The 17,684-nt window shown below is 72.4% G+C and carries 3 protein-coding genes; 1 reads left to right on the top strand and 2 read right to left on the bottom strand.

Annotation, left to right across the window (positions count from 1 at the left end):
- Positions 1 to 41: 41 nt before the first annotated feature.
- Positions 42 to 1,820, top strand: coding sequence for an ABC transporter ATP-binding protein (locus BM199_RS29025; RefSeq protein WP_091678264.1), 1,779 nt, complete (start codon positions 42 to 44; stop codon positions 1,818 to 1,820).
- Positions 1,821 to 1,944: 124 nt separating this feature from the next.
- On the opposite strand, the gene BM199_RS29020 is transcribed toward BM199_RS29025, so the two are convergent.
- A complete protein-coding gene (locus BM199_RS29020) occupies positions 1,945 to 2,139 on the bottom strand; it encodes an MbtH family protein (protein WP_091678263.1) in 195 nt (64 codons plus the stop codon).
- A complete protein-coding gene (locus BM199_RS29015; RefSeq protein WP_218160462.1) occupies positions 2,136 to 17,675 on the bottom strand; it encodes a non-ribosomal peptide synthetase in 15,540 nt (5,179 codons plus the stop codon). The genes BM199_RS29020 and BM199_RS29015 overlap by 4 nt, the downstream gene beginning before the upstream one ends.
- Positions 17,676 to 17,684 lie beyond the last annotated feature (9 nt).

Genomic DNA, 17,684 nt, shown 5'->3' with positions numbered 1-17,684 from the left:
CCCGAGCGATGTGCAGCCCGCAGGCGAATGAGGCAAAAGACATGAGCGGGGCCATGGAATCCGAGCGAGAACTCCTGCCCACCGCCGACGGCAGGCGGGTGCGCGCCGTGATCGGCGAACTGCTGCGCCCGCACCGGCTGCTCGCCTCGGTGTCGCTCACCGTGCTCGTGGCCGCCACCGCGGCGAGCCTGCTCACGGCCCCGCTACTCGGCCACATCGTGGACGTGGTCGCCCAGCAGCGGGGTGCCGCGGCGCTGACCACGCCGGTGGTCCTGCTGGCGCTCGTCGCCGTGACCGCGGGGCTGCTGACCGCGGTGGGACTGGCCATGGTCGCCCGGCTCGGCGAGGGAATGCTCGCCACGTTGCGCGAACGGTTCGTCGAACGCGCGCTGGCGCTGCCGCTGGAACTCGTCGAACGGGCGGGGTCCGGCGACCTCACCGCACGGGTCACGAACGACGTGTCGGTCATCGCCAAGTCGGTCCGCGACGCGCTGCCCGAGCTGGGCAGGTCGGTGCTGACGATCGTGCTGACCATGGGCGCGCTGGGCGTGCTGGACTGGCGGTTCCTGCTCGCCGTGCTCCTCGCGGTGCCGATCCAGCTGCACACCGTGCGGTGGTACGTCCGCCGCGCGATCCCGCTCTACGCCGCCCAGCGAGTGGCCGTCGGGGCACAACAGCACCAGCTGCTCGACACCGTCGGCGGCGCCAGGACAGTGCGTGCGTTCCGGCTCGGCGACGAGCACATCGCCCGGGTCGGTACCCGCTCCCGGCAGGCGGTGGATCTCGCACTGCGCGGAATCCGCCTGATGACCAGATTCTTCGCGCGGCTCAACCTCGCGGAGTTCATCGGTCTGAGCGCGGTCCTGGTCGCCGGGTTCGTGCTGGTCGGTGCGGACGTCGTCACCATCGGCACGGCGACCGCGGCCGCGCTGTACTTCCTGAGCCTGTTCAATCCGATCAACGCGGCACTCGCGCTGGTCGACGACGCGCAGGCGGCGGGTGCCAGCCTGACCCGGCTCGTCGGGGTGGCCGACCTGCCCGCCGAACCGGTGTCGGGCGGCTCGGCCGCTCCGGCCGACGCCTCGATCAAGACGGTGGCGCTGAGCCACGCCTACGTCGAGGGGCACGAGGTGCTCACCGACATCGACCTCGACGTCGCCGCCGGTGAGCGGGTCGCACTGGTCGGCGCGAGTGGCGCGGGAAAGACGACGCTGGCGAAGCTGATCGCCGGGATCCACCGGCCGACGAGCGGATCGGTGTTCCTCGGCGGTGTGCCCGGTAGCGAACTCGGGCCTTCGGAGGTCCGCGGCACGGTCGCGCTCATCAGCCAGGAGGTGCACGTGTTCGCCGGCCCGCTGGCCGAGGACCTGCGGCTGGCCCGGCCGGAGGCGACGGCCGCGGAACTGCGGGACGCCCTGGATCGTGTCGGCGCGCTGAACTGGGTCATCGCGCTGCCCGACGGGCTGGACACCGTCGTCGGTGACGGCGGGCACCGCCTCACCGTCACCCAGGCCCAGCAACTCGCTCTGGTCCGCCTGGTGCTCGCCGATCCGCCGATCGCCATTCTCGACGAGGCCACCGCGGAGGCGGGCAGTGCTGGGGCACGCGAACTGGAGGCCTCCGCCGACCGCGCCCTGCACGGCCGCACGGGGCTGATCGTGGCGCACCGGCTCACCCAGGCCGCGGCCGCCGACCGGGTCGTGGTCCTCGACGCGGGCCGTGTCGTCGAGTCGGGCACCCACGCCGAACTCGTCGAGGCGGGTGGTCGCTACGCCACCCTCTGGCAAGCCTGGTCCGACACGCGCCCTTCCGACACCTGAGTGTGCATTTCACGCACTCGTGATTGCGCTCCACGCACGTGAGTTGGCAATCCAAGGCACTGTTCGCGCCGCAGATCGCAGATGAGTGTGCACAGAATGCGCACTCATGTGCGTAGAGCGCGATCTAGCGGATGCTGCGGGGGCGGAGGTCGGTCCAGTGCTCCTCGACGTAGGCCAGGCACGCGTCGCGGGTGTCCTCGCCGAAGACCTGGCGCCAGCCGGCGGGGACCTCCGCGAAGGACGGCCAGAGTGAGTGCTGGTCCTCGTCGTTGACCAGGACCAGGTAACGGCCATCGGGGTCCTCGAACGGGTTCGTCATGGGTCGTTCCTCCTCGTTGTCGTCAACTCGCTCAGGGGTGACTCGGGGTTCGCGGTCGCCGCGGCGAGCACGGCGAGGAGCTCCTCGGCGAGTCGCCGGATCGTCGTCTGCTCGAACAGTCCGGCCGCGTAGATCAGCTCGCACCGAACCGGGCCCTCGCCCCTCGGTTCGTAGAAGCTCAGCGTCAGCTCGGCCCGCAGCGCACCGGTGAGCACCGAGTCGAAGGCGCCCGCGCCGCCGCCGAGTTCGGTCAGCCTGGCCTGCTCGTGGTGCACGACCAGCACCTGCGGCCCCCGCTCGGCCAGTCCCGTCGCGGCGGCGACCTCGGCGAACGGGACGTCCTGGCGGTCGAGTGCGCTCAGGGTTGTCTCCCTGACCCGCGCCAGCAGTCCCGCGAAGGCCGGATCGCCGGACGTGTCGGTACGCAGGACGACGGTGTTGACGAAGCAGCCGACCAGATCGGCCAGTTCCGCCTCGCCGCGGCCTGCCACCAGCGTGCCGATCGGCAGATCGCTGCCCGCTCCCCGTGCGGTGAGCACGGCCGCGAGTGCGGACTGCAGCACCATGAACATGCTCGCGCCGCTGCGCCGCGCCAGCGCGTCGACGGCCTCGTGCACCCGCTCGTCGAGGACGAACTCGTGCACCTGTCCGCGTCCGTCATGGTCCACGGGGCGCGGCCGATCCACCGGCAGGGCCAGTTCGGCCGGGATCCCCCGCAGCGCCTGCCGCCAGTAATCCAGCTGCCTCGCACCGAGACCGGCGGGATCGGCCGGATCGCCGAGGAGCCGCCACGACCAGCGCGTGTAGTCCGCATAGGACACCGGAAGCGGATCCCAGCCAGGCGCGGCGCCACGCAGCCGCGACTCGTACGCCGTGTTCAGGTCCCGGCACAGCGGCACCACGGACCACTCGTCCACGCCGAGGTAGTGGGCGCGCAGCAGCAGCGCCTGCGCGCCGTCGTCCCCGGTCAGCAGGCGCACCCGCAGTGGCGGCAGCCGCGGCAGTCCGGTCCGCTCCGTGGCGAGCTCGGCCAGCCGTGGTTCCAGCGACTCGCAACGCTCCATCTCCAGCGACGGCGGTTCGCCCAGCTCCTGGTGAATCTCCCCCGCTCGTTCGGTGAAGAACGTCCGCAGTGGTTCGTGCCGCAGCGCGACGTCACGCACGGCCGCGGCCAGCGCCTCCGTGTCGAGGCCGCCGGAGGATCGCAGCACCAGCGCGTGGTCGAACGCGTCCGCGCCGTGCGCGGCGTCCTCAGCCAGTCGCGTCCACAGCCATCGCTGCACGGGAGCCAGCGGCAGGTCCGTGGGTCGCGTGCCCGCCTCGAGCGCCGGCCGGTCGCCTCCGGCGGACGTCAGCCGGACGGCGATGCCGGCGACGGTCGGGGCGTCGAAGACGTCCCGGATGGTCAGCTCCGCGCCGAGTTCCGACCGGATCCTGCCGAGCAGCCGCATCGACGACATCGAATGCCCGCCGAGCTCGAAGAAGTTGTCGTGGACACCCACCTCCGGCAGCTCCAGGATCTCGCCGAACAGCCGGGCCAGCTTCCGCTCCTCGGCGGTGGCAGGCAGGGCGTCGCCGGTCAGTTCGCTCCAGTCCGGTGCGGGCAGCGCGCGCCGATCCAGCTTCCCGTTGGGGGTCAGCGGCAACGGACCGTCCAGCTCGATCACCAGGGCGGGGATCATGTGCTCGGGCACGAGCCGGGCGGCGTGTGCCCGCAGGTCGCCGCTCGAAACCGGTCCCGATCCGGGGACCACGTAGGCGACCAGCCGGACGATGTCCCCGGTGCGGTCGGCGACGACCGCGGCCTGCAGCACCGAGGGGTGTGCCGTCAGCGTCGCCTCCACCTCGCCGAGTTCCACCCGGAACCCGCGGATCTTCACCTGGCCGTCCACCCGGCCGAGGAAGTCCAGATTGCCGTCGCGGCGCCAGCGCGCGCGGTCCCCGGTGCGGTACATCCGTGCGCCCGGCGGGCCGAACGGGTCCGGCACGAACCGCTGCGCGGTCAGTCCCGGTCTGCCGAGGTAGCCCCTGGCGAGCCCGCGCCCGCCGACGTAGAGCTCGCCGGTCACGCCGGGCGGCACCGGCCGCAGCCCGGCGTCGAGGACGTAGCAGACGGTGTTGGGGTCGGGCTGCCCGATCGGAACCGGTCCCTGCCACCCCCGCGTGTGCCACTCCCCCGAGTTCCACAGTGTGGAGTTCACGGTCGCCTCGGTCAGTCCGTATGCGGCGATCAGATTGACCCGGCCCGCCCACCGCTCGAAGAGGTCCGGTGGCACGGTCTCGGTACCCACGAGGATCGTCGATCCCGCGGGCAGCTCGCACTCCGGCGGCAGCGCGGAGACCAGCGACGGCGGCAGGATCATCTGCGTGACCCCCTGCTCGCGGAGGAAGTCGGTGAGGGCGGGACCAGCCACCCGCGCCTCCTCCGGGATCAGGGCCAGGGTGCCACCGTGGCACAGCGCCATCGCCAGTTCGAACACCGCGACGTCGAACCCGATCGACGCGAACTGCAGCACCGTGCTGTCCCGGCTCAGACCCATCCGGTCGACGGCGGTGGCGACGAGGCTCGCGATTCCCTCGTGCGGGACAACGACGCCCTTCGGCCGTCCGGTGGATCCCGACGTGTAGATGACGTAGGCGGCCTGATCGAGTGAGCGGACCGCGGCGGCCTCCTGGCCCGCGCGGTCCGGTTCGGACAGCGGGGCGGCCAGTTCGGCGGAGACCGCGGGGGCGTCCAGCGCCAGAAAGGCGGTGCCGTCGGTGGCCGGGATCTTGCCCGCAACCGCCTCCGTTCCGACGATCAGCAGCGCGTCCGAGTCCTCGACCATGTACGCCAGCCGGTCCTCGGGGTGCGAGAGGTCCAGTGGCAGATACGCGGCGCCCAGCTTGAGCACACCGAGGATGGCGGCCACCATCTCGACCGAGCGCGGCACGGCGATGCCGACGACGCTCTCCGCGCCCGCGCCGCGCGCCGCCAGCAGTCGCGCGACCCGCCTCGCCTGCTCGTCGAGTTCGGCGTAGGTGACCGACCGCCCGCGTTCGGTCACGGCGACCGCGTCCGGCCGTTCGGCGGCCCGCCGCGCGAACAGTTCGGGCAGGGAGGCCTCCTCCACCCGCCGGGAGGTCGCGTTGAAGTCCTGGAGCACGAGCGCGCGTTCGGCGTCGGTGAGCAGATCCACCCGGCCCACCGGACGCCCCGGGTCCGCCGCGAGCGCGGCGGTGAGGCGCACCAGGCGGGCCCCGAGGCGGACAACCGTGTCCGCGTCGAACAGATCCGTGGCGTACTCGAGGCGGCAGCTGATCCGGCCGCCTGCGGCGTACTCGGTGAAGCTGAACACCAGGTCGAACTTCGCCGTCCCCGCCTCGTGCGGCACGTCCTCGACGCGCAGCCCCGGCAGTTCGAGTGGCTCGCCGGAGCGGTGGTGGTAGCCGATCATCACCTGGAACAGCGGGTTTCGCGCCAGCGAACGAACCGGGTTCAGCCGCTCGACCACCGCCTCGAACGGCACGTCCGCATGGGAGAACGCGGCGAGATCGAGCTCGCGCACCCGGTCCACCAGCTCGCCGAACGCGGGGTCCCCGGTTACGTCCGTGCGCAGCACGAGCGTGTTGACGAAGAACCCGACCAGCTCGTCCAGTGCCTCGTCCGTGCGTCCCGCGATCGGCGCGCCGAGCGGGATGTCCGTGCCGGCGCCGAGCCGGTGCAGCAGTGCGGCGACAGCGGCGTGCAGCACCATGAACATGCTGGCCCCACTGTTCTGGGCCAGCTCCCGCAGCGCGGCGCAGGTCTCGTCGTCCAGCTCCACCTCGTGTTCCGCGCCGGCGAAGCTCGGCCTGGCCGGTCGTGGCCGGTCGGCGGGCAGTTCGAGCTCCTCGGGAGCTCCGTCCAGTGTGCGCTGCCAGTAGTCGAGTTGCGTGGCCGCGAGGCTGTCCGGATCGCTCGTGTCGCCGAGGAGTTCCCGTTGCCATAGCGCGTAGTCCGCGTACTGCACGGCCAGCGGCTCCCAGCCCGGTGCGGTGCCGCGCAACCGCGCGTCGTAGGCCTCGGCCAGGTCGCGCAGGAACGGGCGGTCGGACCATTCGTCGGTGGTGATGTGATGCAACAGCAGCACCACCACGTGCTCGCGCTCGGCGACGCGCAGCAGGGTCACCCGCAGCGGCAGCTCCGTGGCGAGGTCGAACGGCCGGGTGACCAACTCGCCGATCGCCGCCGCCACCGCGTCGGCCCCGTGCCCGGTGAGATCGCGCAGTTCGCACATCGGATTCGCGTCCGCCGCCGGGACGACCCGCTGCACAGGCGTGCCTTCGCGAACCTCGAACACGGTGCGCAGCGCCTCGTGCCGGGTCGTCACGTCCGTGAGCGCGCCGCGCCACGCGTCCAGGTCCAGCGCGCCGTGCACCCGCATCACCAGCGGGAAGTTGTAGGCCGCCGACGTCTCCTCCATCTCCTGCAACACCCACAGCCGCTGCTGGGCGTGCGACAGCGGTAGCTCGTCGGGCCGGGGACCCGCGACCAGCGCAGGCCGGGCGGCACCTCGGTTCCGGCCGATCCGCTCGACGAGTTCGGCCACCGTCGGCGCCTCGAAGAGATCACGGATCGTCAGCTCCGAGGCCCACGCCGTGCGTGCCCTGCTGACCAGGCGGGTTGCCAACAGGGAGTGCCCGCCCAGGTCGAAGAAGTTGTCGTCGATGCCGACAGTGCTGGGATCGGGCACGCCGAGCAGGTCCGCGAACAGCGCGCGGAGCGTTTCCTCCTCGGCCGAGCGCGGAGCGCGGCCGGTTCCGGTGCTCGGCGCGGCCGAGGGCAGCGCGCGTACGTCGAGCTTCCCGTTGACCGTCAGCGGGAGGCTCGCCACCTCGACGAGCGCGGCGGGCACCATGTAGTCCGGCAGGGACGCCTTCATCCTGGCACGCAGTCGCGTCAGTACCGCCTCGCCGGGCTCCGTGCCCGTGGCGGTGTCCAGCACCACGTACCCCACGAGCCGCCGCGCCCCCGCCGAACCGGCGGCCACCACGGCGGCGCTGGCAACCTCGGGGCACGCGGTCAGCGCGGCGGTGATCTCGCCGAGCTCGACCCGGTAGCCGCGGATCTTCACCTGGTCGTCGGTGCGGCCGAGGAAGTCCAGTATGCCGTCGGCGCGCCTGCGGACCAGGTCACCCGTGCGGTACATGCGTTCACCGGGCTCGGCGGCGAACGGGTCGGCGACGAAGCGTTGGGCGCTCAGGCCCGCCCGGTCTTGGTAGCCGCGGGCCAGGCCGATCCCCGCGATGTAGAGCTCGCCGGGGCAGCCCGGCGGCACCGGGCGCAGTCTCGAGTCCAGCACGTACGCCCTGGTGTTCCAGATGGGCCTGCCCACCGCGGGCGTTGCACTGTCCATCGTGGACGCACCCAGGGTGTTGATGGTGTACTCGGTCGGCCCGTACAGGTTGTAGCCGTACGTCCCCTCGGTCTCGGCGAGGCGGGACCACACGTCGTCGGAGACGGCTTCCCCGCCGAGCAGCACCAGCGGCGGCACGTGCCCTTCGAGCAGGCCCTCCTCGATCAGCAGCTGGGCGTAGGTCGGGGTCACGTTGACGACGTCGACCCGGTGCGCGTCGCAGTAGGCCACCAGCGCCTCCGCGTCGCGGCGCAGCTCCTCGTCGCAGACGTGCACCTCGTGGCCCTCGACGAGCCAGAGCAGCTCCTCCCAGGACATGTCGAACGCGAACGAGACGGTGTGCGCGATGCGCAGCCTGCGCCCGCCCGCCGCGGCGATGGCCGGGCCGAAGATCGCCTCCTGGTGGTTGAGCTGCATGTTCGTCAGCCCGCGGTACGGCGTGACGACACCCTTCGGTTTCCCGGTGGACCCCGAGGTGTAGATGACGTAGGCGGGGTGCTCCAGCCTGCCGGGCACGCCGTGGGCGAACTCGGGTCGTTCCGCGTCCGTCACCGCGGCGGCGTCGAGTGCGCCGAGTTCGGCGACCACCCCCGCGGCGTCGAGGCAGATCGCGTCCTCGGTGAGCCCCACGGCCGAGACCGAGAGCAGGCAGAGCGGGTCGGTGTCGGCCAGCATCAGCCGCAGTCGCTCGGCCGGGTGATCAAGGTCCAGCGGCAGGTAGGCGGCCCCCGTGCGCAGCACGGCGAACAGCGCCACCACCATCTCGATCGATCTGGGCAGCGCCAGCGCGACCACACGTTCCGGACCAGCGCCACGCGCCAGGAGGAACCGGGCGAGCCGGTTGATCCGCGCGTCCAGCTCCGCGTAGGTGAGGGAGTGCGAGCCGAAGACGAGGGCGGTCTCGTCCGGGGTGCGCTCGACCTGGGCGGCGAGCATGTCCGCCACGGTCTCGTCCGGCACCGGCCGGATCGTGGAGTCCCATTCGGCGACCAGTTCGGCGCGCTCGTCCGGCAGGAGCAGGTCGAGCTCCGCCATCGGTGCGGCCGGATCGTCGCAGAGCCGCCGCAGGACCAGCTCGAACCGCCGCAGGACGGTCGCGGCCGCTTCCCGCGTGACGAGTTCGGGGCGGTAGTCCAGCGCGACGCGCAGGGCATCCGCCGGGGTGATGACCAGGGTCAGTGGATAGTGCGTCGCGTCGACGCTGCCGACGTCGGTGATGCCGTGGCGCTCGGTCACGGTCGTGAAGGCGTTCTCGTCGGTGAAGTTCTGCAACACGTACAACGTGTCGAACAGGGTGGTGTGCCCGCTGATCCGCTGGAGTTCGCCGAGGCCCGCGTATTCGTGGTTCATCAGCCCCGCCCGTTCGGCCTGCACCCGCCGCAAGAGGTCCACAAGGGACTCGCGAGGGTCGAGCGCGACCCGGACCGGCACGGTGTTGAGGAACATGCCGACGGCGTGCTCGATGCGCTCGATCTCCGGTGGGCGACCCGCCACCGTCGCGCCGAACACCACGTCGTCCCGGCCGACGGCCGCCGAGAGCACCAGCGCCCACGCCGTGCTGAGCGCGGTGTTCAGCGTCAGGCCCCTGGCCCGGACCGTGGAGCGCAGCCGTTCGCTGAAGTCCTCCGGCAGTTCGAGGTGCAGCTTGCGCGGGATCGAGGGCTCCGAGCCGGACTCCGGCGGGGCCAGGAGGGTCGGTTCGGCAAGTCCCGACAGTGCCCGGCGCCATGCGGCCATCGACTGCTCCGGGTCACGCTCGCCGAGCCAGGTGAGGTAGTCGCGGTAGGACCCGGCCACGGGCAGCGCGGCGTCGTCACCGTCGGACTCGTACAGCGCGAGCAGCTGTTCCAGCACGATGCTCTGCGACCAGCCGTCCCACAACAGCAGGTGGTGGCTCAGGACGAGCCGGTCGTGATCCGGTCCGAGGTGGACCAGGACCAGCCGGAACAGCGGTGGGTCCGCCAGGTCGAACCGCTGCCTTCGGTCCGCGTCCAGCAGCCGGTTCATCCGTTCCCGCTGTTCCGCCTCGCCGAGCCCGGTCAGGTCGAGTTCGGTGAGCGGGACCCGCGGTTCGGCGCCGATGAACTGCACCGGCCGCGGAACCCCGTCGCTGGTGAATCCGGCCCGCATACTCGGGTGCCTGGCCAACAGCGCCGCCACGGCGCGGTGCAGCCGGGAGCGCTCGAGGGTGCGGTCGAAGTCGAAGGTGTCCTGGGCCGTGTAGACATCCAGCGCACTGTTGTCGTAGCTGGCGTGGAAGAACAGGCCCTCCTGCAGTGGCGACAGCGGCCAGATGTCGGCAACCGGCACGGGGCTGGTCTGCTCCACCCTGTCGATCTCGTCCTGGGTGAGCCGGACGGTGGTGAGGTCGGACGGGGTCAGCCCGGCCCGCGGGACGGATCCGGCGGCGTCGGCGAGGTCGTGCAGCGCTCGGACCCAGCCCTGAGCGAGGTCGCTGATCACCCTGCCGCTCACCCGATGGGCGGGCCAGGTCCAGCTGGCCTCGAGTACCGGCCCTTCGGGGGTGTCGGCGCAGATCGCGTTGATCTGCAGCGGGTACGGCATGGCCAGTCCCGCGTCGGGTTCGACGGCGAGTGCCCCGGCCTCCTCGGCGGGCGTCCAGTCCGTGCCGGTACCGGACTCCAGTCTGCCGAAGTAGTTGAGCAGCACCTGTGCCTGCGCGGCACCGGCGAGCACGGGCGCGGTCTGCGGGTTGAGGTAGCGGAGCATGCCGTAGCCGAGGCCGCCGTCGGGCGCCGAACGCACTGCCTCCTTGACCCGCTTGAGCACCGCCACCGGCTCGCTCGCCGGTGGCAGTCGCACCGGGTGCAGGCTGGTGAACCAGCCGACGGTCCTGGACAGGTCCAGGTCGTCGCGGAACTGCTCGCGGCCGTGCCGTTCGAGGTCGACCAGCAGGTCCGCGTCACGGGCGCCACCACCGATCCCCCCTTCGGTGGAGCAGGCGCGCGTCACGGCGAGCCGGAGTGCGGCGAGCAGGACCTCGGTGACATCAGCGCCGACCGCGGCGGGCACCGTGGTCAGCAGTGCCGCCGTCACCGCGACGGGCAGGCGCACGTGGTGCTCCTGAGCCTCGTCTGCTGTCGCGTCCCGATCCGCGCCGGGAAGCAACTCCGCCACCGGCGCCAGCACCTGCATCCAGTACGGCAGCTCGGCGAGCCGCCGGGCGGTACCCGCCTCGTCCGCCACCGCCAGTGCGAATCCGCGGAGCGAGGTGGGCACCGGGTCGAGCACGGGCCGCTGCCCCGCCGACACGGCCCGCCAGGCCGCGGCGAGGTCGGTGAACAGGATGCGCCAGGACACTCCGTCGATCGCGAGGTGATGCACGGCCAGCAGCAGCCTGCCGGGCTCGTCCGGTCCGCGGTCGAACCACACCGCCCGCACGACGTGTCCGGTTTCCGGGTCCAGCAGGCCGACGGCCCGGTCCGACTCGGTGGCGATCAGCTCGCGCAGCGCGGCCTGGTCCAGCCCCTCCGCGGGCACCCGGTGCGGCGGTTCCGCCGGGGTTTCCGGCGCGGGCTCGACCGTCTGCGCCCAGACCGGCGGGGTGCCGTCCGTGCCGATGCGGCGCAGGCGCAGACGCAGGGCGTCGTGGTGCCGGAGCACGGTGTCTAGCGTCGCCGCGATTGACTCCGTGTCCGCACCGGCCGGTACCCGCAGCAACATCGAGAGGTTGAACCGGCCGATCGGCCCGCCGTCCTCGCGCAACTGGTGCACGATCGGCAGCAGTGGCACCTCGCCGATGCCGCTGACCTCGGCGCCGGCCCTGGTGCCGTCCGGTCCGGCGGCGGGCGCGGCGGCACCGGTGACGGCGGCGAGCGCCGCGGGCGTGCGGTGTTCGAACACGTCGCGCGGAGAGACCGGCAGTCCGGCCCTGCGTGCCTTTCCGGCAACGGAGATGGAGAGGATGCTGTCCCCGCCCAGCGCGAAGAAGTCCTCGTCGGCGCCGACTGTGCCCGCGCCGTCGAGACCGAGCACGTCGGCGAAGATCTCGCAGAACCGCCGCTCCCGCTCACTCTCCGCACCGCGTACTCCGGCCCGCGCCGAGGACGGGTCGGGCAATGCCCTGTGGTCCACCTTGCCGCCAGGGGTCAGCGGCAGTTCCGCGAGCACCACGACGTCGTCCGGCACCATCGCCTCGGGCAGGTGTTCGGCCAGTGCCGCCCGCACGCGGGCCGGGTCGAGGTCCACGTTCGGGCGGGGGGTGAGGTAGGCGACCAGTCGGCTGTCCCGTCCCGCCGCGCCGTGCGCGACCGCGACGGCTCCGTCGACGCCCGCCACCGCGCGCAGGCGCGTCTCGACCTCGCCGAGCTCGATCCGGTTGCCGCGGATCTTGACCTGCTGGTCGGTCCGGCCGAGATAGGTGAGCGCGCCGTCCGCCGCACGGCGAACGAGGTCGCCGGTGCGGTACATCCGCGCACCGGGCTCTCCATACGGATCGGCGACGAACCGTTCGGCGGTCAGCGCGGGCCTGCGGTGATAGCCGCGGGCCAGCTGCTCACCCGCGATGTACAGTTCTCCGGCGACCCCGGGCGGAACGGGCCGCAGCGCACCGTCCAGCACGGACAGCCGGGTGTTCCACACCGGATGTCCGATCGGGACCGATGTGTCCGCTTCCCCGTCTGAGTCCGGGTCGAACCGCGCGCCGGTGACCTGGACGACGGCCTCGGTCGGGCCGTACACGTTGTACAGCGGAACCCCGGTCAGCTCGTGCCAGCCCGCCGCGAGTGCGTGCGTCAGCGCCTCGCCCCCGCTGAACGCCCTGCGCAGGCTTCGCCACCACGGGCCGTCGACGGTGTTCTCCGGCCGCAACAGCGCCCGGTACATGGACGGCACGAGGTCCACCGTCGTCACCCGCTCGTCCCGGATCAGGGCCGTCAGGTACTCCGGATCGCGCTGCCCGCCCTGGCGGGCGAGCACCACCGTGGCCCCGCACAACAACGGGCCGAAAAGCTCCTGCACGGAGGGGTCGAAGCTCGCGGAGTACTGATGCAGCACCCGGTCGTCCGTGTGGAGTCCGGCGTACTCGGTGAGCCAGGCGAGCTGGCCGAGCACGGCACGATGCGACACCAGCACACCCTTGGGTGTTCCGGTGGAACCGGAGGTGTACATCAGGTAGGCGGGATGATCCGGCCCGGCCGGCGCCCCGTCGGCCGGGCCGGGATCACCACTACCAGCATCGGGGGATTCGGTGCCGAGGACAAGACGCACCACCCCATCGACCGCGGGCACCGTGCCCTCGGCACTCGTGGTGACCAGCACCAGCGGCGCGCCGGAGTCCTCGAGCAGGAACTTCACCCGGTCGGCCGGAAGCTCCACATCGATCGGCAGATACGCCGCTCCGGCCCTGAGCACGGCCAGAATGCCGACCAGCGACTCCGCAGACCTGGGCAGCGCGACGGCGACGACATCTCCGGCACCCGCGCCATGGCGGCGGATCCGCCCGGTCAGCCCGGCGACTCGCCGATCGAGCTCCGCGTAGGTCAGCCGTTCGCCGTCGGCCACCACCGCGACGGCGTCGGGGGTACGGGTGACCTGCTCCTGGAAGGCGGCGGACAGTGTCGTCCCGTGGATCGGCCTGCGGTCGCCCATGAGGTGCGCGCCGTCCGCGTCGAACGACCCGGCGGGCCGGGTGTCGAGGTCGGACACGGGGCAGGCGGGACGGTCGGCGAACACACGCAGCAGCTCGCGCAACTGCCGCGCCACCCACCCCGCGACGGCGATGCCGAGGCGCGTGGGGTCGTGGTCGAGCAACAGGCCGAGCCGTTCGCCCGGCACCGCGGTCAGCGCGAGTGGATAGTGGACGGCATCGCGTGTCTGGGTGCCGGTGATCCGCACCGAGCCGGTTTCGTCCCGCAGCTCCCCGGGGCTCGGCAGGTTCTCCACCACCACCAGCGTCTCGAACAGGCCTGGCCCTTCACCACCTTCGCCGCCCACCGCCCGCTGGATGTCGGCGAGGCCGAGGTGCTGGTGCTCGAACAGCGCGGCCTGCCGCCCCTGGAAGCTGGTGAGCACCTCGGCGAGTGTGGCGTCCTCGCGCCAGCGCAGCCGGGCGGGCACCGTGTTGATCAGTGGGCCGACGATGGTCTCGACGCCGTCGACATCGGCCTGGCGCCCGGAGACGGTGCTGCCGAACACGACGTCGCGCGTGCCGGTCAGTCCGCCGAGCAGTAACCCGAAACACCCCTGCACGGCGCTGGCGAGGGTCAGGCCGGATGCACGCAGCCGAGCGGTCAGGGCCGCGGTCTCTCCCGCGTCGAGGCCGGTCTCGACCCGTTCGGGTGCGGCCCGCCGGCTCCGTCCGCTCCCCGCTGTGACGGTGGGCAGCCTGGTGGCCCCGGCTCCGTCGAGCGCGTCCCGCCACGCGCGCCGTGCCGCCTCGCGGTCCCGGTCCCCCAACCAGGCGAGGTATGCGCGGTGCGCCGTGTTCTCGGCCTCGGCGGTCTCCCCGGCCGAGCGATACCCGTCGAGGAGTTCGCGCAGCATGAGCGAGACGGACCAGCCGTCGGCGACGATGTGGTGCAGCGTGAGAACCAACCGGTACCGCTCGGACTCGAGGCGCACCAGTGCGGCACGGATCAGTGGCGGTGCGGCGAGGTCGAACCCGGCGGCGTGTTCCCGCTCGGCGATCTCGTCGGCCAGCGCCGCCCGCTCCGTCTCGCCTGCCGCCGAGAGGTCGGCCTCCCGCCACGGCAGGTCCACTCCCGCCGCGACGAACTGCACCACGCGGCCGGCGCGCAGCTGCCGGAAACCGGCCCGCAGCAGGGGGTGCCTGCGCAGCAGGCCCCGCAGTGACCGGCGCAGGGCCGCGGGATCGACGGCACCGGCCAGGTCGAGCGACTGCTGCACGGTGTAGATGTCGGCGCCGTCACCAGCAGCGTCTCCGCCGTCGAACGCGGCATGGAAGTAGAAGCCTTCCTGCAGCGGGGTCAACGGCAGCACGTCAGCGAGGCCGCCGGGCACGGCGGCGAGTTCGGCGAGTTCGGCGTCGTCCAGCGCGACCAGCGAGAACGGTGCGGGCAGCCGGTCACCCGAGGCCAGTGCGTCGCCCGCGACGGATGCCAGTGCGGCGACAGTGCGGTGGCGGAAGATCTGCCGCGCGGTGATCGCCATTCCCGCGCGGCGGGCGAGTGTGACCAGCTGGATGGCCACGATGCTGTCGCCACCGAGTTCGAAGAAGCTGTCGTGCACGCCGACGGACGGCAGTCCGAGCACCTCGGCGAAGAGCCGGGCCAACGTGCGCTCGCCGGGAGTGGCGGGCCGGGCGGAGCCCGCGAGCCCCCGCCAGTCCGGAGCGGGCAGCGCCGCGACGTCCAGCTTGCCGTTCGGTGTGCGCGGCAGCTCGCCAGGCAGCACCACGATCGCCGAGGGAACCATGTGTTCCGGAAGCGCGGCCGCGAGCTGTTCCCTGAGCCGGTCGCGGTCCACCTCGCCCACGACGTAGGCCAGGAGCCGGGTCGCTCCGCGCTGATCCTTCCCCGGCACGACCGCGGCCTGGGTCACGCCGGGGCACCCCATGAGGGTGCTCTCGATCTCGCCCGGCTCGATCCGGTGGCCGCGGATCTTCAGCTGGCCGTCGGTCCTGCCCAGGAAATCCAGATTGCCGTCGGCACGCCAGCGGGCGCGGTCACCGGTGCGGTACATCCGCTCGCCCGGCAGGCCGAAGGGATCGGCGACGAACCGCTGCGCGCTCAGCCCCGGCCGCCCGAGATAGCCCCGCGCCAGACCACGTCCCGAGACGTAGAGGTCGCCCTCGACGCCGACCGCGACCGGACGCAGTGACGCGTCGAGCACATAGCACCGGCTGTTCGGGTCCGGCCGCCCGATCGGCACCCTCCCCTGCCATCCCGGCTCCGCCAGCCAGAGGGTGGAGTTCACCGTCGCCTCGGTGAGCCCGTATGCGGCTACGACCCGCAGCCGTCGTGACCAGCGGGCGACGAGTTCGGTGGGCACGGTCTCGGTGCCCACGATCAGCACCGCGCCCTCGGGCAGTTCCGCGCCAGCGGGCAGCGCGGCGACCAGCGACGGCGGCAGGATCATGTGCGTCGCCCTGTGCTCGGCGATGTAATCGGTCAGCGCCGTGCCCGCGACCCTGCGCTCGGTGGGGACCAGGATCACCGTGCCGCCGACGCACAGCGACATCACGAGATCCCAGACGGCGACGTCGAAACCCGCGGAGGCGAACTGGACGACCCGGCTGTCGCGGGTCACGCCGATCCGCTCGGTGGCGGTGACGATCAGGCTGCCGATGCCGTCGTGCGACACCACGACGCCCTTGGGGCGGCCAGTGGAACCCGAGGTGTAGATGACGTACGCGGCCTGGGCCAGGTCCACGCGCACGTCCGGTGCACCGGTGTGCTGCTCGGCGAGTTCGGCCCGCACGCCGGCGTCGTCGAGCAGCACGGCGCCGATTCCCGGCACGGCGGGCAGTTCGGCTGCCGAGGCTCCGGTGCTCACCACGGTACGAACCGAGGCGTCGGTGAGCATGAACTCAAGCCGTTCGGCCGGGTGGTCGGTGTCCAGTGGCAGGTAGGCGGCGCCCGTCTTCAGCACGGCCAGCAGCGCGACGACGAGATCGGGGGTCCGGGGCAGCGCGACCGCGACCACGTCCTCCCGGCGCACGCCGCGGGAGAGCAACAGGTGGGCGAGCCGGTTCGCCGCGGCGTCCAGTTCGGCGTAGGTCATCCGCTCGTTCTCGAACTCCAGCGCGACCGAGTCCGGCGATTCGGCGACCTGTCGCCGCACAGCGGCAGGCCAGGACAGCTCGGGGGCGGCCACGGGGTCGGCGCCGAACTCGTCCAGCACCCTGACACGCTCGGCCTCGTCCAGTAGGTCGATACCGGCGATCGGCCGGTCCGAATGCGCGACGACCGCGCGCAGCACCCTGAGGAACCCGTCGCGATGCCGGTCGAGCTCCTCCTCGCCGCACACGGCCGCATCGGCGTCGAGATCGATGCGCAGGTCCGCGCCGGAGCCGCCGTCGTACACGGTCACCGAGAGGTCGTCGAGCGGACCGGTCCACCGGTAGTTGACGTCGACCTCGTGCTCGGCGAAGCCGGCATCGCCGTGGTGGGGCAGCACGTTGACCGTGGGGCCCGCCAGGTCCCGGATCCCCCCTTCCAGACCGCGGTCGGAGGCGATGTCCTCACCGCGGTACCTGCCGTGGCTTGCGGCGGCGCGCACCTGCGCCGCCACCTGCGTGATGACGTCCGCCGGGGTGTGCCACGGACGCACGTCCAGGCGCAGCGGAACGACGTTGGACAGCATTCCGGGAATCTCACCCCGCTCGGCACGGGGACGGGCGCTGACCGGCAGCGCCAGCGTCACGTCCGTAGCCCCGGTTTCCCGGTGCAGATACGTTCCCGCTGCCGCGATGAGCAGCCGGGAGAGCTTGGCCCCGGTGGCGGCGGCCGTCGCACGCATCGTCGCCGCCTCGTGCGCGTCCAGCCGGATGGTCCGGCGCAGCATCGCGCTCGCGGGCTCCTCCGCCGGCCGCAGCAGCCTGACCGGTTCTGGCGCCCCGGCCATCCGGCGGCCCCAGTACTCCCGGTCTTCCGCGTACCGGGCGGACTCGCGGTACCGCTCGTCGGCGACCACCAACCCGGTCAACGGCCAGTCCACTCCGGCGGGAGTGTGCGCACCCGCCGAGTAGAGCTCACCCGCCCTGCGGGTCAGTGTCGCGATGCCGTGCCCGTCGATGAGAATGTGGTGATAGCGCTGGTACCACAGCACCCTGTCCGGTCCGAGGCGCAGCAACGCGTGGGCGAACAACGGGTCGCTCACCAGATCGACGGGCCGCGCCCGGTCCGCGGACATCCACTCGGCCGCGGCCGCGTCGGGGTCCGCCGTTTCGCTCAGATCGAGCACGGTGAGCTCGAACGGCCGGACGGTCTGCGTCTGTCGCGCGGTCCTGCCGTCGGGCAGGAACCGGACATGGAGGCACTCGGCCTCGCCAACCGCGGTGCGAACCGCATCGGCGAGCCTGTCCGTGTCGACCCGGCCGCGCAACTCCGTCTCGGCGGCGATGTTGAACACCGCGGTGCCGGGCTCCAGGTGCTGGGCGAGCCAGATCCCGGTCTGCGCACGGGTGAGAGCCACGCCGGGTGTGCGATCACCGGGCGTGCTGATCACGCTGGACATGTCGAGAGG

The sequence above is a fragment of the Amycolatopsis marina genome (genome assembly GCF_900111885.1).
GTDB classification, from domain to species: Bacteria; Actinomycetota; Actinomycetes; order Mycobacteriales; family Pseudonocardiaceae; genus Amycolatopsis; species Amycolatopsis marina.
The sequence above is the reverse complement of the archived record's forward strand: the minus strand, read 5'-3'. Positions and strand labels throughout refer to the sequence as shown.

What these genes read in the sequence shown, in the direction of transcription:
- BM199_RS29020 (WP_091678263.1), bottom strand. Translation starts at nt 2,139, where the DNA reads ATGACGAACCCGTTCGAGGACCCCGATGGCCGTTACCTGGTCCTGGTC.
- BM199_RS29025 (WP_091678264.1), top strand. Translation starts at nt 42, where the DNA reads ATGAGCGGGGCCATGGAATCCGAGCGAGAACTCCTGCCCACCGCCGAC.
- BM199_RS29015 (WP_218160462.1), bottom strand. Translation starts at nt 17,675, where the DNA reads ATGTCCAGCGTGATCAGCACGCCCGGTGATCGCACACCCGGCGTGGCT.